General features: G+C 42.3%; 14 protein-coding genes, 2 tRNA genes and 1 pseudogene. 11 read left to right on the top strand and 6 right to left on the bottom strand.

Annotated elements, in window-relative coordinates; translation table 11 throughout:
- Window positions 1–139: 139 nt before the first annotated feature.
- Genes DW793_RS03145 through DW793_RS03135 form a run of 3 tightly spaced genes read right to left on the bottom strand, consistent with a single transcriptional unit; the run spans window position 140 to window position 2,762 of the window.
- Window positions 140–862 carry a hypothetical protein gene (locus DW793_RS03145; RefSeq protein ID WP_147338626.1) on the bottom strand — a complete coding sequence of 241 codons (723 nt, stop codon included), beginning with the start codon at window positions 860–862 and terminating at the stop codon, window positions 140–142.
- Between the two features lie 22 nt (window positions 863–884).
- Entirely contained in the window at window positions 885–2,162 is a 1,278-nt protein-coding gene (locus DW793_RS03140) for a VirD4-like conjugal transfer protein, CD1115 family (protein ID WP_117876369.1), read from the bottom strand.
- 12 nt (window positions 2,163–2,174) lie between these two features.
- Window positions 2,175–2,762: a ClpP family protease gene (locus tag DW793_RS03135; protein ID WP_181988273.1), complete on the bottom strand. Its 588-nt coding sequence runs from the start codon at window positions 2,760–2,762 to the stop codon at window positions 2,175–2,177.
- A 914-nt stretch (window positions 2,763–3,676) separates the two neighbouring features.
- On the opposite strand from DW793_RS03135, the gene DW793_RS03130 reads away from it, so the two are divergent.
- Together DW793_RS03130 and DW793_RS03125 are read left to right on the top strand one after the other, a co-directional pair.
- Window positions 3,677–7,153, top strand: a complete 3,477-nt coding sequence (locus DW793_RS03130) for a DEAD/DEAH box helicase (RefSeq protein WP_118157035.1) — start codon at window positions 3,677–3,679, stop codon at window positions 7,151–7,153.
- 464 nt (window positions 7,154–7,617) lie between these two features.
- On the top strand, window positions 7,618–8,595 hold the full coding sequence (locus DW793_RS03125) for a reverse transcriptase family protein (RefSeq protein ID WP_118157034.1): 978 nt from the start codon (window positions 7,618–7,620) through the stop codon (window positions 8,593–8,595).
- 80 nt (window positions 8,596–8,675) lie between these two features.
- Here the strand turns inward: DW793_RS03125 and DW793_RS03120 are convergent.
- Window positions 8,676–8,750: transfer RNA gene (locus DW793_RS03120), tRNA-Glu, on the bottom strand.
- A 21-nt stretch (window positions 8,751–8,771) separates the two neighbouring features.
- Window positions 8,772–8,848: transfer RNA gene (locus DW793_RS03115), tRNA-Met, on the bottom strand.
- A gap of 261 nt (window positions 8,849–9,109) precedes the next feature.
- Between DW793_RS03115 and ppk1 the strand changes: the two genes are divergently transcribed.
- From ppk1 to proS, 4 genes and pseudogenes are all read left to right on the top strand, one after another.
- Window positions 9,110–11,218 carry a polyphosphate kinase 1 gene (gene ppk1, locus DW793_RS03110; RefSeq protein WP_390624614.1) on the top strand — a complete coding sequence of 703 codons (2,109 nt, stop codon included), beginning with the start codon at window positions 9,110–9,112 and terminating at the stop codon, window positions 11,216–11,218.
- Window positions 11,215–12,128, top strand: a pseudogene (locus tag DW793_RS03105) (CorA family divalent cation transporter). Before ppk1 ends, DW793_RS03105 begins: the two are co-directional and overlap by 4 nt.
- A gap of 148 nt (window positions 12,129–12,276) precedes the next feature.
- Window positions 12,277–12,615, top strand: a complete 339-nt coding sequence (locus DW793_RS03100; protein ID WP_252969629.1) for a hypothetical protein — start codon at window positions 12,277–12,279, stop codon at window positions 12,613–12,615.
- A 25-nt stretch (window positions 12,616–12,640) separates the two neighbouring features.
- Entirely contained in the window at window positions 12,641–14,083 is a 1,443-nt protein-coding gene (gene proS / locus DW793_RS03095) for a proline--tRNA ligase (protein WP_038670602.1), read from the top strand.
- Window positions 14,084–14,151: 68 nt separating this feature from the next.
- Here the strand turns inward: proS and DW793_RS03090 are convergent, their stop codons facing one another.
- Complete coding sequence (locus DW793_RS03090; protein WP_118157032.1) at window positions 14,152–15,177, bottom strand: CPBP family intramembrane glutamic endopeptidase; 1,026 nt, start codon at window positions 15,175–15,177, stop codon at window positions 14,152–14,154.
- A 252-nt stretch (window positions 15,178–15,429) separates the two neighbouring features.
- On the opposite strand from DW793_RS03090, the gene htpG reads away from it, so the two are divergent.
- From htpG to ptsP, 5 genes are all read left to right on the top strand, one after another.
- Window positions 15,430–17,319: a molecular chaperone HtpG gene (gene htpG / locus DW793_RS03085; RefSeq protein ID WP_117863136.1), complete on the top strand. Its 1,890-nt coding sequence runs from the start codon at window positions 15,430–15,432 to the stop codon at window positions 17,317–17,319.
- A 334-nt stretch (window positions 17,320–17,653) separates the two neighbouring features.
- Window positions 17,654–18,490 carry a PRD domain-containing protein gene (locus tag DW793_RS03080; RefSeq protein WP_118157031.1) on the top strand — a complete coding sequence of 279 codons (837 nt, stop codon included), beginning with the start codon at window positions 17,654–17,656 and terminating at the stop codon, window positions 18,488–18,490.
- A 106-nt stretch (window positions 18,491–18,596) separates the two neighbouring features.
- Entirely contained in the window at window positions 18,597–20,750 is a 2,154-nt protein-coding gene (locus DW793_RS03075) for a PTS transporter subunit IIABC (RefSeq protein ID WP_118157030.1), read from the top strand.
- Between the two features lie 19 nt (window positions 20,751–20,769).
- Entirely contained in the window at window positions 20,770–21,027 is a 258-nt protein-coding gene (locus DW793_RS03070) for an HPr family phosphocarrier protein (protein WP_022286557.1), read from the top strand.
- A gap of 133 nt (window positions 21,028–21,160) precedes the next feature.
- A complete protein-coding gene (ptsP, locus tag DW793_RS03065; protein WP_118157029.1) occupies window positions 21,161–22,795 on the top strand; it encodes a phosphoenolpyruvate--protein phosphotransferase in 1,635 nt (544 codons plus the stop codon).
- Window positions 22,796–22,958 lie beyond the last annotated feature (163 nt).

Genomic DNA, 22,958 nt, shown 5'->3' with positions numbered 1-22,958 from the left:
ATTTGCACCCTCAGAACAGAGAGCAGATCATTTTGCATAGCATAGAATCAGGTGATTGAAAAAATCAAGGTAAAGAAAATTAATGATCGTTGGTTATATGTTAATGTCCTTTTTCTATGTCCTGCGATGATATGGTACTCTACTCTGCGAAAATGGAGTCTTTGATAAGCGGCAGGTCGCCCTTGTAGCGCTCTATTATATCCGCCGCATTATAGGGGTATGACAAGATGATGTCAGAAGCTGAGGCTATGAGCCACCACCTCATGTCATAAGCGTAGCGTATCTGTTCGGTGTAGTTGTCAATAAAATTGCACCATGGTATCCAGAATGCGCAGGCTTTCCTGTCAAGGATATCAAATGCACTGCCTAAGCTCATGTTAGGGTCTTGTTTCAGCACTTTTTCAAGCTGTATCTGAAGTTTGGACAACAGAAATCTGTCATTGGCAGGGTATCTGGTGTTTGAGCCCATGCAGAGTGTGTTCAGATAGCCTAAGTATTCTTTGACGTTTATGGCGTTATATATCTGCACTTCCGGGAGCTGTCGGTTTAAGACGAGCATTTTTCTCACATATGCCGAATAGCATCTTATCTCGTCCTCGCTGTCGGTATCGGCGCTTATTATCTGCGCATATGTGTCAAGCTCGTCCATAAGAGCCACAAGCTCGCCAAGGGTCATATCCTTGCAGTCACGGATATTGATATGGAAATATTTCTCTATCTGCTCTGCGATAATGTCAATGCCTTTCTTTTTGCCTGCTGGGGTGCTGTAAGAGGTCAGCTTCTCCAGCGGAAGTGCCATTAGATCTCCGACGGCTTGTTTTATAAAGTGCAGGTCAGAGAATTGATCTATATTTAGTATCATTGTTTTTGCTCCTTTTCGTTTTTTAAATACTTATCTGATGATCTTTTTGAAGCATACTGTATGGTGCTATCTTGTCTGCAAGCATAGCCTGTCTGCCTGAGAATATCACATAGACCTTGTCTCTTGGCATACAGAGTATGTTGTCCATGGTCTTTGACGCTCTGTCCGCTATCATTCTTGCAGTGTCAGGGTCGTTGCAGCCCATGAAAAGCAGTGTGTCGCAGTTGTTTATGATAGTCTTGGCGGCGTTTGCGTCATACATGGTGGCAAGCTGTGACAGGCTCTGTATTATCAGTGATGCGTAGATATCTCTTGACCTTATGGTGGAGATGTTCTTGTCGAAGTTACTGATATATGCGCTTGTAGCACCAAAGTCGTCAAGTATCATATGCACAGGCACTGGAAGCCTGCCTTTAGGGCTGTTATCAGCTTCTCTGCACAGTGCCTGCAAGGTCTGGGTATAGAACAAGCTCACAAGATTGTCGAGATTATGCTCTGTGTCACTTGTCTTTATGAATACTGCGGTCTTTCTTCTCCCGATATCCGCAAGATCTACGGATATCTTGTTGTTAAAGATATATCTCAGCTCTTTCATGTTGAAGCAGTTGAGATGTGAAGCGGCTATTCCTGCGGTGGAAGCGAATGTTCTGTCGGAGGGTCTGGTCGCCTGTGTTTCTGAAAACAGCCTTGTAGACAATGTGTTGGGATTGTCTTTTATCCATTTGACGAAATAAGCGTCGCCGTTGTTTTGGATATATGTGTGGAAAAGCTCCAACACTGATGTCATGTTGTGATACTCTTTTGGCAGGGCCTCAAGAGCGTATGCTATCGCGAACTCTATCATTGAGGCGGCACTCATATCCCAATATGGCTCTTTACAGCCACTGTTCACAGGAGATATTGCGTCGGCGATAGCTTTAACGTCAGGCTCGTATATACTGCCGTCTTTGTTTCTTTTTACCGCAGCCAATGGGTTATAGCCCTGACTTTTCTCAGGCTCTGTAAAATCGAGTTTTATAATGTTATAGCCTTTAGCCCTCAGTTCGCCTGCGAACATATCATAGAGCAGACCCTTGACGTCCTGCAATATGACTGATGATTTGATGTTTTTTAGCACAGAGCAGATGTAAGAGCCTGTTTTGCCGCAGCCTGAATTGCCTATAACAAGGACGTTGTTATTAAGCCCTGTGACCTTTGTGTCCTCCAAGAGTTCAACGCCCTTGGCGAGAGTTCTTTTACCGTATCTTTCTCTTGGTGCAGTGTAAGTAGGTCTGCCGCCTGTTGTTCTTTGTTTACTCATTGTTTTGCTCCTTTAAATTAATGTGTTGATGATTTTGTGTGCAAGACCGAAGTCAACAGCTTCATTCGCTGTGTAAAAAGAGTCATACTGTGTGACCTCGTAAATTTCTTCAAGAGTTCTGCCTGTGCGCTCTGCTATTATGGAAGCGAGAGTTTCACGCATTTTGTTCAGACCTGCAAGATGTTCTTCTATTTCTTTTGATTTCTGACCGCTGAAATCTGCCTTGCCGAAGCTGGGGTCATGTATCATTATGCAGGAGTGCGGAAGTATCTCACGCCGGTCTGCCGCAAGGTATATGACAGCTCCCATTGAAGCGCAAAGTCCCACGCATACGGCTCTGACCTTTGAGCGTGTCATTCTTATAGCGTCATACAGTGCAAGACCGCTTTCGCAATCACCGCCGGGAGAGTTTATATACAGTGTTATCTCCTTATCTGCCTGACCGTCCATTAGCATAAGAGCCTTGATGATGTCAGTGCAGTTTTCAGAGCCGATATCCCCCTCAAGGAATATCTTTCTTTCACTTAGCAGGTGATCGTCAAGATTTATGCGTTCGATACCTCTTGAACTTTCGATTATTCTGTTTAGATCTGATCTCATTGTTATCGTTCCTTTCTTTGGTATGTGATGGATTTGTAAAGTGTTATTTCCTTTCATTATACAAGTAGGAGTGGCTTTGCCACTCGACCCTGCCTGCATAGCATTAGCGTCAATACTCAGGGACGTTTGAAGAGAGAACGTCCCTTTTCTTGACATTGACGTAGTACATAAGTACAGGAGATGAAAAATATTTAGTAGCAGACTTATTAGCTGTCTACCATTATATCCACCGGAGCAGCCATGCTGCTCCCCACCTCGTTCCTATAACCAGTCCCCACAGTGTGTGTGAAAGGAACGTTTGAAGAGAATAAAAAGTAAAGTCATATCTGTGTGCACAGATATGACTTTATCAAAAAAGATAGGAGAAAAAAACTATATGTGGTAATCACCATTCTTACCAATATACCCATAGGAGCAGCGGAGCTGCTCCATAAAGCGTTCCTATAATATGGTCACACAGTGTGAAATAGGAACGGATATGTGACAGAAAAAAGAAGTCATACCTGCGTACACAGATATGACTTTAGAAAAAGGAATGGATCAAAGAAATTGGACATGACGATAGGTTGGAGTACCTATCAATAAATATACAGGAGCAGCCTGCTGCTCCATAAAGCGTTCCTGTAATTTGGAAATTAAAGTTGAATTGAAGCGGCTCAGCCGCTTAGAAAAGAATAATAATTCGTTTGATTCGTGCATACAAAGACGAATTATAAGAGTACAAGGGATAGAATAATATTATGCTAAGCAAGTTTTAATAAAATACTTAGGATAAATATTTTGATGATAAGCTCTGCGAAATAGCCGATTTAAAGGCGTTTTAAAAATATTTGATGTGCGGATATTGATTTTTTTGAAAATGTGCAGTATAATATAGGAAAAGCCGTAAATACGTTGATATAGGGGGATGAAAAATGCGTTTCAAAAAGGCAGAGCTTGATGTCAGAACAAGATACATTGCTGACTTGGAGAAAAGTCTTACTACATATTTCAAGGATTATAGGAACGAGCAGAAAAGCATAATAGAGTCACTGCTCAAGGGGCATGATACTGTTGTAAGGCTGAGAACCGGCGGAGGTAAGTCACTTTGCTTTCAAGCTCCTGCTATCATATCTCAGGGCGTGACTATCGTGATCTCTCCATTGCAGGCACTTTGCAATGATCAGGTGGATAACTTCAATAAAAAATACTGCACTGAAGCTGTGACGGAGTTCAATAAAAAGTATGCGGAGGCTCACCCTGAGTGTGCAGGCTTTCTGTCTGATAAAATGCCTAAGGCAGAATTTGACCTGTCTGTAAGCAAGCTGGTCAAAAATAACAACGATGATAACACAGAATGTAAGCTTTTGTATCTTTCCCCTGAAATGCTCAACAAGCCAGTATACAGGCAGGAGCTTATTGAAGCCGTCGCTTCTGGCAAGCTGAAAATAAGCATGATAATATTTGACGAGGCACACTGCTTATCAGAGTGGGGCTTCAATTTCAGAGAAAGCTATTTTCAGATATGCAGTACCATAGCTCGCTTGAAAAAATATCAGGAGATACCTATGGGCATTTTTTCTGCATCGCTGACTCCTGCAAATGCAGAGCAGCTCAAAGTTTTGCTTGATATGAAAAAAACAAAGGAGTTCGGTATTTGTACTGATAGGTCTGTTGAGATGGGAGAAAGCTCGCTGTCGGTGAAGCGTGACGACCTGAATGTTTTTATCCTAAACTGCGATAAGAGCAATTTGGATAATGATAAAGACCTGCCAAAGCTTTATTATCTTTTGGTTCTTCTTAATAATATAAGTTTCAAAAAGTGCATCGTATACTGCAATACTGTAAAACAGGTCGAATATATAAGTAAGCGTATTTCAAAAAATCTTGCGAAAAAGGGCGGGAAGCTGTCAAAGGGCAGTATAAGCTATCACGGCAAAATGTATCACAGTGAAAGGCTCGGTGCGGAATATAAATATGCAAACAAGGAGCTGGGTTATAACATTATCGTTGCAACAATGGCGTTTGGAATGGGTATAGATAACAGCGACGTTGACCTTGTTATACATTATGCTGTCCCTGAAAGCATTGAAACATATTATCAGGAGATCGGCAGAGCAGGGCGGTCTGCTGATGATAGAAATAACAACGTAATAATGCTGTATAAAAATGAAGATAACTCGAAAATAGAAAAAGGCAATGAAAAAGAAGAAACAGAGAACCAGGAGGAGAAAAAGGAAAACGATACAGCTCAAGACCAAAATGAAATCAAGAAAAGACGTTTGGTGAGAATTGAAACGAAGAGAAGGTATGTGTATACTGTAAATAACGTGTTCTTGGAATCGTCTGTTATATCAAGACTTGATGACCGCACAAAGGGCGCTTTTAAACTGTCAAGAAGATATTCCTTTGACATGATGAAGCGGTATGTTATGGAAAATCTGGAGCATCAGCCTGTAACAAAAGAACAGGCGGTAGAGTGTCTTGGCAACAAAATGCAAAAATGCTATGATAAAATGGCACTCATACCATGCGATCAAACTGTTATTGACGAATACTTCAATGGCACAGAGCTGGAAAATATCATAAACGAATATATACGAAACAGTATCATGAGGGCAGAAGTTCCAAAGAAAAAATTACTGCTCCAACAGGTCAAGCCGAAAAAACAGACCTCAAAGATAACCTCTGCCGATGAAGTAAACAAGGACCTTAGGCGTGTTATCGGTCAGATAAACGAGCTTTATATAAATAATACTCTTCTTGCCAACGAGATACGCAATTTCAATTGGTTTTATAAGCCTGATGAAAATGGGACAGTTTGCAATAAAGGAAATGTCATAGCAGAAAGGGTCTTTCTTGAAGCTGAGGTCGGCAATATAGAGGGCTGTCGCTTTTACGACAGGTCAATGGAATGGAAAAAAGAGCTTGAAGGGGATTTCATGCTTGCAAGGCACGTTTTTAATGACAGTGCGTTTATATATGTAAGACCTGCAACATTGTCGGGGAAAAAGGAATTTGAAATAAGATATCATGCACAGAAGATACTTATGGACGATCTGAAAAGCCAGAGGGAAGAATATTCTTTGAGATATGTGTATTTTTACACAGACGTGAACAGGGGAGGTGCTTCTAAGGGCAGACAGAGATTTGATCTTGTTATCACTGTGGCTTATAAGATAGATAAGGATATTTTTGACGGCATTATAAGCAGTAATAAGGACAGCACCGACAAGGATTTTTTGCAGGTATTAGGTTACACACAAGGCAATAAGTATGATATCCGGCTTGGTTTTGACAAATGGGAAACGGATAAGCTCATAAGAAAATATAAAAGGGAAAATGATGACCTTTCAGAGATAAAAGAGGACGAGCGTGCGGTATCATATATAGACAAGAAAATAAACAGGCTTTTGGGAGAGAAAGAGATACAAGGGCTTTATGACGGGCTGTCAGGCAAAAGAAACGATCAAGAGGACTATAACTACAGAGTAGCTTTTGTGAAAGGTCAGCGCAGAAATGATATCTGTTGTACCTTATGGTATCAAGACTGCACGGCTTATGAAAAAGCACCGCTGACATACTTTGATATGTGTGTGTTTGACGCTGTTTGCACTATATGGAACAATAACAGAAAGGATTTTTATCTCAACACCATATGGGAACTTCTCAGCGGAAACGAGGACATTAGATTTTCACGAAATGCACTTAAAGACAAGCTAAGAGAAAGCGTGGAAAAGCTCCAAAGGCTGAGGATCTTTATAGCCAGCACTGAAAATGTTCCGCAGAAAGTAAGTGACGGCATTGGGGAGCGTTTTATCAACGTGCAAAGGGGCGAGGATCCCAGCGGCAGAGAAGTCTATGAGATAAGATCCTGCCCGAGGTTGTGGACATATGCAGTGGAAACACAGGAGGGGCAGATAGCACGAGTGCCTTTATACAAACTAGACGGGCGGAGATATTTCAAGATGGACAGTGGGCAGGACGGTTTCGATTGTTCTAATATCTCAGCGCTGTGCGACCTTTTGAATGATCCCGATGAACGTATTAAGATCATCAGGAGAATGAAAAAAGAGTCAATACTTGACCCAGAATACAAATGCAGCATATGGAAAGTTGTTTTGCATTTTTATCTTGCCCACAGGCTGTCTATAATAAAAAGAAAGAACAAGATGAGATTTATAAGCTATGATACGATAGTGAAGCTTATGGAGGACTATTTACCTGAAAGTCTGAAAAACGGCAAGAAGAAGGAATTGCTTCGCCAGTGGAGCTTTTGCTATATGACGTGGGCGACCTTGCCAAGGCAAGAGTATCATTGGTGGGTCTGCGAGGAATACTTTGACGAAAAAACGGATAGTCCGGTGGGGATAGTGATAAAAAGAAAAAAGCTCGAGAGGTGGGGGAATTGATAGGTGATAAAAGCAAGGCTCGGCTTTTTTTCCCTATCTTCGTGTGGTTTTTTTGTGTATTCATATAAAATATTGGCGTTTGGCGCAAAATGTCAGGATAACCCATTGACGTGTCGTGCATAAATTGGTAAAATGATATCAGAGTGTTTATATACAGCCATTTTTTTAGTTGTACTCTGCGAGATGTACCAATTGTTGTGCATTTCGCGTGATATAATTATCTCATAAAATAAACAAGGTGCTTTTATCATGAGTACATAACATGGTTTGATAAAATATGACAAGCGTCAGCAGCGATATTGCAAAACGCATAACTACAGCGAGTCGCTGTGGAAGTTTCAGGGAATAGTAGCTTTATCAAAAGCTTTTTCACCGAATCGGATTTAATTCCATTAAATAAAATTCGGCTCCAAAGCATTTGAATCTTGTGCTGACGCTTGTTATTATTTTTTTGAGGTGACAAAATGAATGATATTGATAATGATATCATAAGGATCTCAGAGGAGCTTGATGTTCCGTTAAAAAAGCTTTATATGCTTAGCAACAACCGAATACGCTATCATAAACGAAATCAGAGAAAGTGTTATTCAAATTACCGCAAGGTGATAATACATCGTGGCAGAGGGCATAAAAACAGGGTGTTAAAAGTGCCGAACGAATATCTCAAGCTCGTTCAAAGAAGGATACTTGAAAGGTATCTTTACACGCTGTCCGTATCTGAGTATGCTACTGCATATTGCAAAAACTCTTCGCTTTTGAAAAATGCAGAGCCGCATATTGGTCAACAGATAGTGCTTAAACTCGATGTTTCAGGCTTTTTTGACAGCATTGATTTTGGCAAGGTCTATGGGGCCATGTGCGAGCTTGGATTTTCTAAGCCTGCTACAACGCTGCTGACAAATATATGCACTCATAACAGCATACTGCCACAGGGTGCGCCAACATCTCCGCAGATATCGAATTTGGTGATGAAAAGATTTGATGAGAGAATAGGCAAGTGGTGTGGAGAGCGTGGCATAAATTACACAAGATACTGTGATGATATGACATTTTCAGGTGGAAAAGCTGAGCTTAACGCCAAAGAGATAACGCAACTTGTGAGCAGGGCGTTGCGGAAAATGGGGTTTAAGCTAAACATGAAAAAAACGACGCTTATCGGCGCATCGCAACGTCAGCAGGTGACGGGAATAGTAGTCAACGAAAAGGCGCAGATCTCGTCGAAGCAGCGTCGGGAGATACGTCAGGGAATATATTACTGTGAGAAATACGGAGTTTCCCAAAGCCTGTTTTTCAAAGGTGCTGACATTACGCCTGAGAAGTACATAAATTCGCTGCTGGGCAGGATATCCTTTGCATTGCAGATAGACCCTGCGGACGTGAAAATGCATGAGTATTTCAAGGCGGCGAAAAAACTCAAGAGTGAGGTGTGCGGGGAAAAGTAGGGCAGAACATGGAAGGTATGAATTTTCAGATAACAAAAGCTCGGAAACAGCACAATGTGCTATCTCCGAGCTTTAAGCTTTGGTGACCCGTACGGGAATTGAACCCATGATTCCGCCGTGAAAGGGCGGCGTCTTAACCTCTTGACCAACGGGCCGATTTTTCGCTATGAGAAATGTGGTAGCGGTAACTGGATTTGAACCGGTGACACCCTGGGTATGAACCAAGTGCTCTAGCCAACTGAGCTATACCGCCATATGCGTTTCTCATAGCGACTTGATTATTATACACTATTTGTGCCCCGTTGTCAACCTTTTTTGCATAAAAAATATTGATATTTTTGATTTTTGCTTTTTTGTACAGTATTTTTGCCTGCAAATTTACGAAAATCTATCATTTTGCATAATTTAATTGTGACGATGTGGTCAATACTGCATAAAAGAAGAATATTTTACATGAATTTTTCCTGAAACTCTTTAACAATTTATTATTTTGTGTTATAATAGATGAAATAGTATAGATGTACATAAAATTATAATATCAAATTCCAAGGAGAATAACATAATGAAAAACGTGTTTATGAATAGAGAGCTGTCATGGCTGAAATTTAATGAAAGAGTCCTTGAGGAAGCAGAGCGAGAGTGCGTGCCTCTTTGCGAAAGACTTTCTTTTGCTTCTATCTATCAGAGCAATCTGGACGAGTTCTTTATGGTTCGTGTAGGCTCGCTTACTGACCAGATGGAGGTAGACCCTGACAGCAGGGAAAATAAAACAAATATGACCGCTAAGGAACAGCTCAAAGCTGTTATCGCCAGAGTGGGTGAGCTTAACGAGCGTAAAAATAAGATCTACGCTGACCTTATGAAGAAAATAGCCGGGCAGGGTGTTGCTCTTGTTGATTTTTCCAAGCTTACAGCGGAGGAAAACTCTCAGTTGGAACAGTATTTTATCAATCAGATAGCTCCGCTCCTGTCGCCTATGGTGGTGGGCAAAAGACAGCCTTTCCCGTTTTTGAAAAATAAGGATATCTATGCCGCAGTTGTCCTTGAAAGCAAAAATTCCAAGGAGAAGCTGGGTGTTATCTCCTGCGGAAGCGAGGTCTTCCCACGCCTTATAAAGGTCGGTTCAACAGGCAAGTATATGCTTTCTGAAGAGCTTATCCTCCACTATGTACCTAAAATTTTCAAGGGCTACACTGTCAAGTCGAAGTCCCTTATCAGAGTAACTAGAAATGCTGATATCGACGCTGACGCACTTTACGACGAAGATCTTGATTACCGTGAGTTCATGGCTGACCTTATCAAGAAAAGAAAGCGTCTTGCACCTGTCAGACTGGAGCTTTCAAGGCAGCTTGACAGCGGCATAGTTGACCTGCTTTGCAAACAGCTTGAAGTGAATAAAAAATCTGTTTTCAGAAACAGCACTCCTCTGGATCTGTCATTCCTGTTCCAGATACAGGATATACTCAGACAGAAAGCCGAGCTTTTTTATAAAAAGAGAGTTCCGCAGAGGTTTACTGCCTTTGACGATAACAAGCCGATCCTGCCGCAGATAAAAAAGAAAGACAGACTGCTTTCTTATCCTTTTGATAGCATAAAGCCTTTTATCAATATGCTCCGTGAGGCGGCTGACGATAAAAATGTTGTGTCTATAAAAATGACATTGTATCGTGTGGCAAAGCACAGTGAGGTGGTCGAAGCACTTTGTGAAGCCGCAGAGAACGGCAAGGACGTTCTTGTATTGGTGGAGCTTAAGGCGAGATTTGATGAGGAAAATAATATCGAGTGGTCACGCCGGCTTGAAAAGGCTGGCTGTACTGTTATCTATGGTCTGGAGGGCTATAAGGTACATTCAAAGCTTTGCCTTATCACAAAGCGTTCAGGCACAAAGACCGAGTATTATACTCAGATAGGCACCGGAAACTACAACGAGAAAACTTCAAGACTTTATACCGACCTGTCTGTTATGACCTGCGATAAGGACATCGCAAAGGACGCTATAGACGTGTTCAATGCTCTTGCTTCTGACGATACTGTAAAGAGCGTTGACAAGCTTCTTGTTGCACCGAATTGTCTGCAAAACAAGGTGCTTGATATGATAGACGAGCAGATAGCCATAGCACAATCAGGGGGAGAGGGCTATATTGGCGTGAAGATAAATTCTCTCACTGATAAGAAGATAATCGACAGATTTATCGAAGCTTCAAGAGCAGGCGTTAAGATAGACCTTGTGGTAAGAGGCATATGCTGTCTTATCCCAGGCGTTGAGGGCGAAACCGACAACATCAGGATAATAAGCATTGTAGGACGTTTTCTTGAACATTCCCGTATCTATATGTTTGGCAAGGGCGAGGAAAGAAAGATATATATTGCTTCCGCAGACTTTATGACAAGAAACACCCTCAGACGTGTTGAGGTCGCTGCACCTATTCTTGACGAGGATATCAAGGCTCAGATAAGCATGATGTTCGACAAAATGCTTGCAGATAATTGTCAGGCAAGAGAGCTTGATTCTGACGGGGAATATACCCTTGTTTCAGACGGCAAAGAGCCACTTAATTCTCAGGAACTTTTCTATGACCTTGCCTATGAAAGAGCTTCAAAGGCGGAGGTCGAGGATAAATGACAATATTTGCCCTGAAGGGTTCACTTGAAGAAATAACACCGGCACAGCTAAGCGAACAAACTTGCTCGGCTGTGTTTATTACCGACTCTGCTCACGCAGAGGAAACCCTCAGAACGGCGAACATAACCTACGAGGGCGTGATATCCCTGCGTGACGTTGTGTTCTGTAAGATAGAATCACAGCCTTTCTGTCTGGCAGGCACGCTTTCTATCCCCAAGCTTCTTGACATAAGGGGAAGCCGACACAGGATACAGTTTTTTATCGACAACAAAAACATGGTGATAATAGATGATGAGGAGTTCTCGCTCAGGCTAGTCCAACGCATACAGAGAAGCAGGCATAATCAGGGAGAGAGCAGGGAGCATTTTATCTACAATTTTTTCAGCGAATTTATGCTCCGTGACACCGAGCTCCTTGCGGAACATGAGCAAAAGCTTATGGAGCTTGAGGAAAACGTAAACGATGGCAAGACGGAAGATTTTCTTGAAACCATAACGCCTATCAGAAAAGAGCTTCTTATTTTGAGAAGCTACTATGATGAAATAATGGATCTGGGCAGAGAGCTTGAAGAGGATGAGAACGGCTTCTTTGAGAAAAAGCAGAAAAAATATTTCGGCACTATCTCAGACCGTGCCGACAGGCTCATGGGCAGAACCGTACATCTTCTTGAATATGCAACGCAGGTGCGAGACGCTTATCAGTCCCATGTCAATGCTCAGCAGAACAAGAATATGGAGTTTCTTACGGTCATATCCACTATATTTTTCCCTTTGACCTTATCACGGGCTGGTATGGCATGAACTTTCAGAATATGCCCGAACTCAAAGAGGGGTATCCGGGTGTTATAGCTCTTAGTATAATAGTAGTGATAGTGTGTATAATCTTTTTCAAACGAAAGAAAATGCTTTAAGGCGGACTTTGTTCCGCCTTTTTTCGTGCTAAAGGTCAGAAATGGCGGTAAATTCATATTTCACCTCTTGAATTTGGATGATAATTGTGCTATAATAACTTTATATTTGCGAAAAGAGGTGACTTGTCTGAATAAAGAATTACTGCTATTGCTGTTGAAGCTGGCAGCAGGCTGTGTCATAATAATGACCTTTATCGTCATTGCCTGCCTTATCACTCCGAAAATAGCACGATTTATTGAAAAACGTCACCCTGAGCTTGCCGAAAAGGACGATCCCGAAAGGGTGGACGGTGAGAATACAGGGAATGATCCTGAGAACTATAAGGTACAGGGCATATTTGATAAGTCCCATATTGACGGCTGGGATCCCAACTATAAGATATATAACGAGGATATCTATGCTCTTAATTTTAAAAAGAAAAAGAAGAATGTCAGAAGTGAAGCTGTTAAAAAAGACGACGGCAACAAGAATAATGACAATGCCTGAATGATATAAGAAAGAGGTTTTATAAATGGCTAAGGATAAGAAAATGGTTGATGCGATAACCTCCATGGACGAGGATTTCGCAAAGTGGTATACTGATATATGTATGAAGGCTGAGCTTGTTTCATACACAAGCGTAAAAGGCTGTATGGTAATAAGACCTTACGGCTACGCAATATGGGAGAATATCCAACATATACTTGACACAAAGTTCAAGGAGCTTGGTCATGAAAATGTTTGTATGCCTATGTTTATCCCTGAGAGCCTGCTTCAGAAGGAGAAAGACCACGTTGAGGGCTTTGCACCTGAGGTAGCTTGGGTAACATACGGCGGAAGTGAAAAGCTTGAAGACAGACTTTGCGTAAGACCAACGTCTGAAACGCTTTTCTGCGAGCATTATGCTAATATAGTTCATTCCTACAGAGATCTTCCTAAGCTTTACAATCAGTGGGTATCTGTTGTACGTTGGGAAAAAACAACAAGACCATTTCTTCGTTCAAGAGAGTTCCTGTGGCAGGAGGGTCATACTATCCACGAGACACCTGAGGAGGCTATCGAGGAGACAGAGAGAATGCTCAACGTATACGCTGATTTTTGTGAGCAGCAGCTTGCTATGCCGGTCGTAAAGGGCAGAAAGACAGAGAGCGACAAGTTCGCAGGTGCAGAAGCAACATACGCTATCGAGGCTCTTATGCACGACGGCAAGGCTTTGCAGGCAGGCACTTCGCATTACTTTGGCGATGGCTTTGCAAAGGCTTTCGATATCACTTATACCGGAAGAGATAATAAGCTTGCACACCCATTCCAGACATCATGGGGCGTTACGACAAGGCTTATCGGTGCAGTTATAATGACACACGGCGACGATAACGGACTTGTTCTGCCACCTGCTGTTGCACCTGTTCAGGTAGTTATCGTACCTATAGCACAGCACAAAGAGGGCGTTCTTGACAAGGCTAACGAGCTTTACAACACACTTAAAAATGCAGGCATAAGAGTTAAGCTCGACGATTCAGAACAGTCACCTGGCTGGAAGTTTGCACAGTATGAGATGAAGGGCGTTCCTGTAAGACTTGAAATTGGTCCAAAGGATATTGAGAACGATCAGTGTGTGCTTGTTACAAGACACAACAGAGAAAAGGTATTCTGCAAGCTTGGTGAGCTTGTTGAAACAGTAAATGAAAGACTTCAGGCTGTTCATGATGGTCTTTATGCGAAGGCACTTGAAAACAGAGAAAGACGTACCTATGTTTGCAAGACACTTGACGAGATAACAAAGGCTCTTGAGGAAAAGGGCGACGGCTTTGTTAAGGCAATGTGGTGCGGCGATGAAGCTTGCGAGGATAAGGTAAAGGAACTCACAGGAGTAGGTTCAAGATGTATCCCGTTCGAGCAGGAAGAGATAGCAGATACCTGCGTATGCTGTGGAAAACCAGCAAAGCATATGGTACTTTGGGGCAAGGCATACTAATTAACTTTTGGATATAAAAATAACGGGTGGCTGTCAACTTAGTGTTGGTAGTCACCCGTTTTGTTTTATCAGCTGTTTGCTTGGATAAGGCTCTTTACTATCGGCACGATAAGGCAGAGCATATATATCAGTGTGGCAGGGTTTGTAAAGACGTATCTGCGACATTCTTTCGGTGTAAGCACGTTTTCGCTGTCATCAATGATAAGCTTTTTAAGGCTTGTGAAAAGAACCATAAAGCCCACCAGACCTATGACTATCTCAGCAACGCTCATGAAGGTTTCATAGTGTTCAAGTCCTATCGCATCAGATATGGACGAGAAGTTTGCGAGCAGATTGTTTAGACAGTGTATTATAACTGTTGGCAGTATCGAGCCGCACTTTGCGGCGATAATAGCGTAAACAAGTCCCGTGCCGAATGCCGAAGCCGCCTGAGGGATATTTCCGTGCATAAGTCCGAATGCAAGTGCCGAGAAAAGCACCGCCGCACCCCTTCCGTATGGGCTTAGAGCTGTGAGGATCGCTCCACGGTAGATAAATTCCTCCACGATAGGGGCTATTATCACAACGTATGAGAACTGCACTATTACTGCAATGGCAGAGGGCTGATGAATGGAAAAATCGCTTGTGGGAACTGTCACACCATTTTGACCAAGTATACCCGTGAGGATAGATGTGAGCTGTGACAGCAGAATGTTTATCACAAAGCAGGCTGAAAACCATTTTAACCCTTTTACTGCCGTGCCTTTTTTCGGCTTTATGAAGCTTGATCCTCGTTTTCGGAAAAGTATAGCAAAAACTATCCCAAAAACAAGCACGCTCATAAGAGTGATAAACAAATTTGCCGTCATGGAAAAAGTAGTTGAACTTATAAAAGTGGTCTGCTTTTTCAGATAGCTGAGAACTGCCGAGTAGCTAAGAGTGAATTTTCCTGAGTGATAAGTGTATGCAACGTAAAAGAATAACACTGCGAATATCCTGTTTAGCAGGTTGTATAAAATGAGCAGAAGTGAAATTTTCACGCAGTCTATAGTAAGAAGTTTCTTTTCCTGCTGTTTTTCAGGGGTCAGCAGAGAAACAGACTTTTTGGTAGTCAAATATTATTCCTCCCTTGTTCGGTCTTATCTATATATTATAGCACACAACATGGTGCTTTTGCAAATGGTATTTTGTCAGGTATGTGATGAAATGTTATGAATTTGTAAATAAATAAGAGAAATTTTGTGATAACTATTGCATTTTATCAACCTTGTTGTATAATATAATTAGCACTCAAATAGATAGAGTGCTAATTATATGGAACAGTATTCAAAGAAAGTAAAATATTATTAAGGAAAGGTCGAGATTTTATGCAGACAAAAGAATTTAAGGCAGAATCAAAAAGACTGCTCGATATGATGATCAATTCGATCTACACTCATAAGGAGATTTTTCTCAGAGAGATAATCTCAAATGCAAGCGATGCTATTGATAAGCTGTATTTTAAGTCCCTGACAGACACTTCTGTGGGAATGAAAAAGAGCGACTTCGCTATCAATATCGCTATCGACAAGGAAAACAGAACGCTTACAGTTTCTGATAACGGCATCGGTATGACCGAGGAGGATCTTGAAAACAACCTTGGTACTATCGCAAACTCAGGCTCGTTCGCTTTTAAGAAAGACAATGACCTTGGGGACGATGTTGATATCATCGGTCAGTTCGGTGTAGGCTTCTATTCTACTTTTATGGTAGCAAAGGAAGTTACCGTTGTAACAAAGGCTTTTGGCAGCGATCAGGCTTATAAGTGGACATCTGACGGTGTTGAGGGCTACACAATAGAAGAGTGTGACAAGCCTGACGGCGTCGGTACAACTATCACACTTAAACTCAAGGACGATACTGATGACGAGAAGTATTCAACATATCTTGATCAGTATCAGATACAGTCGCTTGTAAAGAAATATTCTGACTACATCAGATTCCCTATCAGAATGGAAGTCGAGCATACTCATTATAATGAGGAGGGTAAAGAGCCTGAGGTACACAAGGCTATCGAAACTCTTAACAGCATGACCCCTATCTGGAAGAAGAACAAGAGCGAGCTAAAGGACGAGGATTACAACAACTTCTATATGGAGAAGTTCGGTGACTATGAGCCGCCTGTTGCACATATCCATTCAAAGAACGAGGGCGTTGCAACATATGATGCACTGCTTTATATACCTGCCCGTGCGCCTTTTGACTATTACTCAAAGGACTATGAAAAGGGACTCCAGCTTTATTCAAGCGGTGTAATGATAATGGAAAAGTGTGCAGACCTGCTTCCTGACTGGTTCAGCTTTGTAAAGGGCGTTGTTGACTCTGAGGATCTCTCACTGAACATCTCCCGTGAGCTTTTACAGCAGGACAGACAGCTCAAGATAATCGCAAAGAACCTTGAAAAGTCCATAAAGAACGAGCTTGCAAAGCTTTTGAAAAACGACCGTGAGAAGTACGAGAAGTTCTACAGCGTATTCGGACTTCAGTTCAAGTTCGGTATCTATCAGTCATACGGCGCTGCAAACGAAACTCTGAAAGACCTTCTTATGTTCCCGTCCTCATTTGACGGCAAGAACGTTACACTCAAAGAGTATGTTTCAAGAATGAAAGAAGATCAGAAAGAGATCTACTATGCTTGCGGCGAAACAAAGGAAAGGATCGAAATGCTCCCTCAGCTTGAAAAGATCAAGGATAAGGGCTATGAGGTTCTTTACTTTACACAGGACGTTGACGAGTTCGCTATCAAGGTGATGATAAACTATGACGGCAAGCCGTTCAAGTCCATAAGCGACGCTGACCTTGACCTTGATACAGAGGAAGAAAAGGAAGAGGCTAAAAAGCTTGACGAAGAGAACAAGGATATGTTCACTTTCATGCAGGAAGCTATCGCTGACAAGGTAAAGACTGTCCGTCTTTCAAAGAAGCTTAAAACTCACCCTGTTTGTCTTTCATCAGACGGCAGCATAACTATCGAAATGGAGAAAGTCCTCAACGCTATGCCTCAGAATGACGGCAATAAGGTAAAGGCTGAAAAGGCACTGGAGATAAATCCAAACCACCCTATCTTTGAGAAGCTGAAAGACCTCTATGCTAACGATAAGGACAAGCTGAAAGACTATGCAAAGCTTCTTTACGATCAGGCTTTGCTTATCGAGGGTATGTCTATCGACAACCCTGTTGAGTTTGCAAACCTTGTTTGCGAGCTTATGACAAAGTAATAAAGCTATACAGATACTCTCTTAACATACCGAAAGCCGTGGGAACAGCAGTGTTTCCACGGCTTTTTTGTGCTTTTCAGGCTGATAATTGTAGGTTTTATACAAAACAAAATGAGTTTATTTGTTAAAAAAACAGATTTGAAAAACAAATTTTATGTACGCTGTTGACAAATAAATGTAGGTGTGTTAATATAATTATAGTGAAATTGATACATAACATCTTTTATTGGAGTGTTACCTTTCATTTATAGACTGGGCATGACCAACTTTGTACGGACATATTGTATGGGTTCGTATTAAGGTTGGTTTTTTTGATTTTATAGGGGGATTTTTAATGAAAATAATCAAGGTGATAAATAATAACACCGTAAGCGTTATAGACGATAAAGGAAAAGAGCAGATAATCTCAGGCAAGGGGATAGGCTTTGGGAAAAAATATGGTGATGAGCCTGACAAGGATAAAATACAGAAAATGTATTTTGTTACAGACTCCGAGCTTAGAAAAAGGCTTATCGAGTGTCTGACCGAGATACCATATGAGCATATAAAGCTTACGGCAGATCTTGTGGACTATATTTCTTCACATATCGACGGAAAGCTAAACGAGTCGCTCATAATAACACTTTCAGACCACATCTCCTTTGCCATTGAAAGAAAAAAGCAGGGACTTGAATTTGACAATCCTCTTATGGACGCCATAAGCGACTGCTTCCCAAAGGAACTTGCTCTTGGAAGATATTGCGTGGCGGAGATATATCAGCGTTTGGGCGTTGAACTGAGGGGTGATGAAGCGGGCTTTATCGCAATGCACATAATAAACGCAAGGCTCGGCACAAAAATGGAACAGATACAGGATATCACTAAAATGGTGAACAACTGTGCTGAGATAGCGGACGCTTGTCTGGCAGGGAAGATAAACAAGAACTCGGTGGCATATGAAAGATTTCTTGTGCATTTAAAATATCTTGCGAAAAGGCTCTTCAAATCTCAGGAGCTTCCTAATGTTCTCAGCAGGGACGAGGAGTTCGCTGATATCATAAAAAAGAAATTCAAAAAGCAGTATAAATGTGCAAAGCATATGCAGGATCATATTTTGAAGAATTATGCTAAAACTATATCGGAAGATGAAATGATAACTCTTTCGATCCATCTGAAGAAAATAAGCGGATAGGCATTATTGCCACAGCTTATATAATGTATTCGCTGCGGTATTATCATTAACGGTACCATAATGATAATTCAGCTGAGATAAATTGATCATGGAGGATATTATTATTATGAAGGATAAAATTTTCGGCGTATTGCAGCGTGTGGGACGCTCTTTCATGCTCCCTATCGCACTGCTGCCGGTGGCGGGTCTGCTTCTTGGAATAGGCAGCTCTTTCACCAACGCCACAACTATCGAAACCTATCATCTTGGCAAATTCATCTATGAGGGCGGTGTGCTTTACACTATCCTCGACATAATGAGCAAAACGGGAAGCGCCGTTTTTGATAACCTTGCGCTTCTGTTTGCAATGGGCGTTGCTATCGGAATGGCAAAGAAGGAAAAAGAAGTCGCAGCCCTTTCGGGTGCTATCGCCTATATCGTAATGAACACCACTATCAGCGCACTTATCACCGCAAAGGGCGGCGTTGAGGCAATGGCAGAAAACTCCACAACGTCAGTGCTTGGTATCACCACGCTGCAAATGGGCGTTTTCGGCGGTATCCTTGTAGGACTTGGCGTTGCCGCACTTCACAATAAGTTCTATAAAACAGAACTTCCGCAGGTGCTTTCATTCTTTGGCGGAACAAGATTTGTTCCTATCGTTTCAACTGTCACATACCTTATCGTTGGTATCATAATGTTCTATCTGTGGCCTATCGTACAGCTTGGTATCTCAAAGCTTGGCGTGCTTGTACTCAACTCAGGCTATGCAGGCACATGGATATACGGAATACTTGAACGTGCACTTATCCCATTCGGACTTCATCACGTTTTCTATATGCCTTTCTGGCAGACAGAGCTTGGCGGCTCGATGATGATAGACGGCAACATGGTAGCAGGCGCACAGAACATATTCTTTGCAGAGCTTGCTTCAAAGTCAACAGAAGTTTTCTCAGTATCGGCAACAAGATTTATGGCTGGAAAATTCCCGTTCATGATATTTGGACTTCCTGCTGCAGCGTTTGCAATGTATAAAACTGCTCGTCCTGAAAAGAAAAAGATAGTAGGAAGCTTGCTTCTGTCAGCGGCTCTTACTTCAATGATAACAGGTATCACAGAGCCTTTGGAGTTCACATTCCTGTTTGTTGCACCTCTTATGTACGCTGTTCACTGCGTATTGGCAGGACTTTCCTATATGCTTATGCACATTCTTAACGTTGGCGTTGGAATGACGTTCTCAGGCGGTCTTATAGACATGACCCTTTTTGGAATTTTGCAGGGCAACGCAAAGACCCATTGGATATGGATAGTTGTTGTGGGTCTTATCTATGCAGTAATTTACTACTTCGTGTTCTACTTTATGATAACAAAGATGAATCTTAAAACACCTGGCAGAGAGTCTGATGACGTTGAACCTAAGCTTTATCGCAGAAGCGATGTGAACGAGGCTAAGGCGGCAAAGGCAAAGGGCACAGACAAGAGGGCTTCAGACGTTGTAAGTGCAATGATACTCAAAGGCCTTGGCGGCAAGGAAAATCTTTCAGACGTTGACTGCTGCGCCACAAGACTTAGAGTTACAGTAAATGACGCCTCAAAGGTCATGGACGATATGCTCAAAGCCAGCGGTGCTTCAGGCGTTATCCACAAGGGCAACGGCATTCAGGTCATTTACGGACCAAAGGTCTCAGTTATAAAATCAGATCTTGAGGATTTTATAGATTCGCCATACAGTGATGACCCTGACAGCATTATCGGCACTGAGGAAGCTTCTGATAAAATAGAAGAAAAACCGCAGACCGAGGGTGCAGAAAACACAGAAACTAACGGCAAGACAATAACGCTTTACTCTCACATGAACGGCACTGCCGTTAAGCTTGAGGACGTTGAGGATGAGGTGTTCTCACAAAAGATACTTGGCGAGGGTGCAGCCGTTGAGCCGTCAGAGGGCAAGCTTTACGCTCCATGCGACGGAAAGATAGACAGCGTTTTTGACACAAAGCATGCCGTAAATATGGTATCGGACGATGGAGTGGAGATACTTCTCCATATCGGTATCGACACTGTAAAGCTTGGCGGACAGTATTTTGAAGCCCATGTCAGTGACGGTCAGGAGGTCAAGAAAGGCGACCTGCTCATAAGCTTTGATATGGATAAGATAAAAGCCGCAGGCTATAAGGTGACAACACCTATCATAATTGGCAACACGGACGATTATGCGTCTGTTGAACCTGTCGCACAAAACAGCGTTTCGGCAGGAGATATGATCTTGAAGATAAAATAATTATTTGGAGGTATTCATCATGAAAACATTTAGCTACACAATCACAGACGAAGTTGGTATCCACGCAAGACCGGCTGGACTTCTTGCAAAGAAAGCAAAGGAGTTCGAGAGCGTTTGCACTATCGAAAAGGGCGGAAAGAGCGTGAACATCACAAAGCTTATGGCTCTTATGGGCCTTGGCGTTAAGCAGGGCGATACTGTTACTGTTACCTGCGAAGGTGCAGACGAGGACAAGGCTTCTGAAGCACTCAAGGCATTTTTTGAGGAAACACTCTAATTATTATCTGTTAGCTGGGCGGTAAAAGCCGTCCAGCCGACGGGACGTTTCTGCGGAGTGTTCGCAGGTGCGTCCCATCGGCTGGAAACAGCGTGAAAAATAATAAGATCTATGAGAAAAGGGGCGGATATTTATGACTAAGTATACAGGAAAAGGCGTTTACGGTGCAGTAGCAATGGGTAAGATCTCAGTATTCAAAAAGCAGGATACCGCTATAAAACGTATTCACACAGAAGACAGCGAGGGAGAAAAGAAGCGAGTTGCCAAAGCTAAGCAGGCAGCCACAGAACAGCTCCAGAGCATTTATGACAAGGCACTCAGGGAGGTGGGCGAAACAAACGCTCAGATCTTTGAGATACACATGATGATGCTTGAAGATGATGATTATAACGAGTCTATAGAGAATATCATCGACAGCCAGAAGGTCAACGCAGAATATGCAGTGGCAGTGACGGCAGACAACTTTGCGGAGATGTTTGCTTCTATGGACGATCCTTATATGCAGGCAAGAGCCGCAGATGTAAAGGATATTTCCAACAGGATCATCGCAAACCTCACGGGCAATGTCAGCGACGGCTCAGCAGGTAACGACAAGATGATAGTTTGTGCCGATGATCTTGCACCTAGCGAAACTATATCTCTTGATAAAGACAAGGTGCTTGCCTTCGTTACTGCACACGGCTCGTCAAATTCACATACAGCTATCCTTGCAAGAAATATGAACATACCTGCGGTAATAGGCGTAGGAAGCAAATTCCTGTCAGAAATAAAGGACGGCGACTTTGCTATCGTTGACGGTTTCACAGGGGAGATATTCGTTGACCCTGATGAAAAGACCACCGCTGAGCTTACCGCAAAGCAGAAAGCAGACGAGGAGAAAAAGCGTCTTTTGCAGACCCTCAAAGGCAAGGAGAATGTCACAAAGGACGGTAAAAAGATAAACATTTATGCAAATATCGGAAGCGTTGACAACATCGGTGCTGTGCTTCTCAATGACGCAGGAGGAATAGGTCTTTTCAGAAGCGAGTTCCTCTATCTTGAAAACTCAGATTTCCCTACAGAGGAACAGCAGTTTCAGGCTTATAAGCGTGTTCTTGAGAGCATGGCAGGGAAAAAGGTCATCATAAGAACGCTCGATATCGGTGCTGACAAGCAGGTGGATTATTTCGGTCTGAAAAAAGAGGAAAACCCAGCTTTGGGATACAGAGCAATAAGAATTTGTCTTACAAGACCTGAGATATTCAAAACTCAGCTCAGAGCGCTTTTCAGAGCCTCGGTATACGGCAATCTGGGCATAATGTTCCCTATGATAACAAGCGTTTCAGAGGTAGAAAAAGCCCTTGCTATGTGTGGTGAAGTCAAGGCTGAGCTTAAAGAACAGGGTATAACAGTTTCCGACAGTGTTGAGCTTGGCATCATGATAGAGACCCCTGCGGCGGCTATCATAAGCGATAAGCTTGCAAAGCTTGTGGACTTTTTCAGCGTTGGCACTAATGACCTCACTCAGTATACCCTTGCTTGTGACAGACAGAACCCTGATATAGAGCAGTTCTGCGACACTCACCATGAGGCTATACTCAGGCTTATTGAAATGTCTGCAGAGAATGCCCACAAGAACGGCGCATGGATAGGTATATGCGGTGAGCTTGCGGCTGACACTACTCTCACAGAAACCTTCCTGAGAATGGGCATTGACGAGCTTTCAGTTTCTCCGACCTTTGTTCTTAAGGTAAGGGACGCTGTAAGAAATATTGACCTCTCCAAATAATTTCTCATAGATCTTCACACGAAGAACACACCCTCGTTCATATGGACGGGGGTGTGTTCTTTTATTTGACAGGAGCACTTTAATGTGCTAAAATATCTTATCGGCACAATTGTGTTTGTACATAAGTTTGTTATCAATGCACAAAAAATAAAAATAAAATTTG

The organism is Ruminococcus sp. AM31-15AC (genome assembly GCF_003462045.1).
Taxonomy (GTDB): Bacteria; Bacillota; Clostridia; order Oscillospirales; family Ruminococcaceae; genus Hominimerdicola; species Hominimerdicola aceti.
Note: the sequence above shows the minus strand (reverse complement) of the source record. Positions and strands in the feature narration are given on the sequence as shown.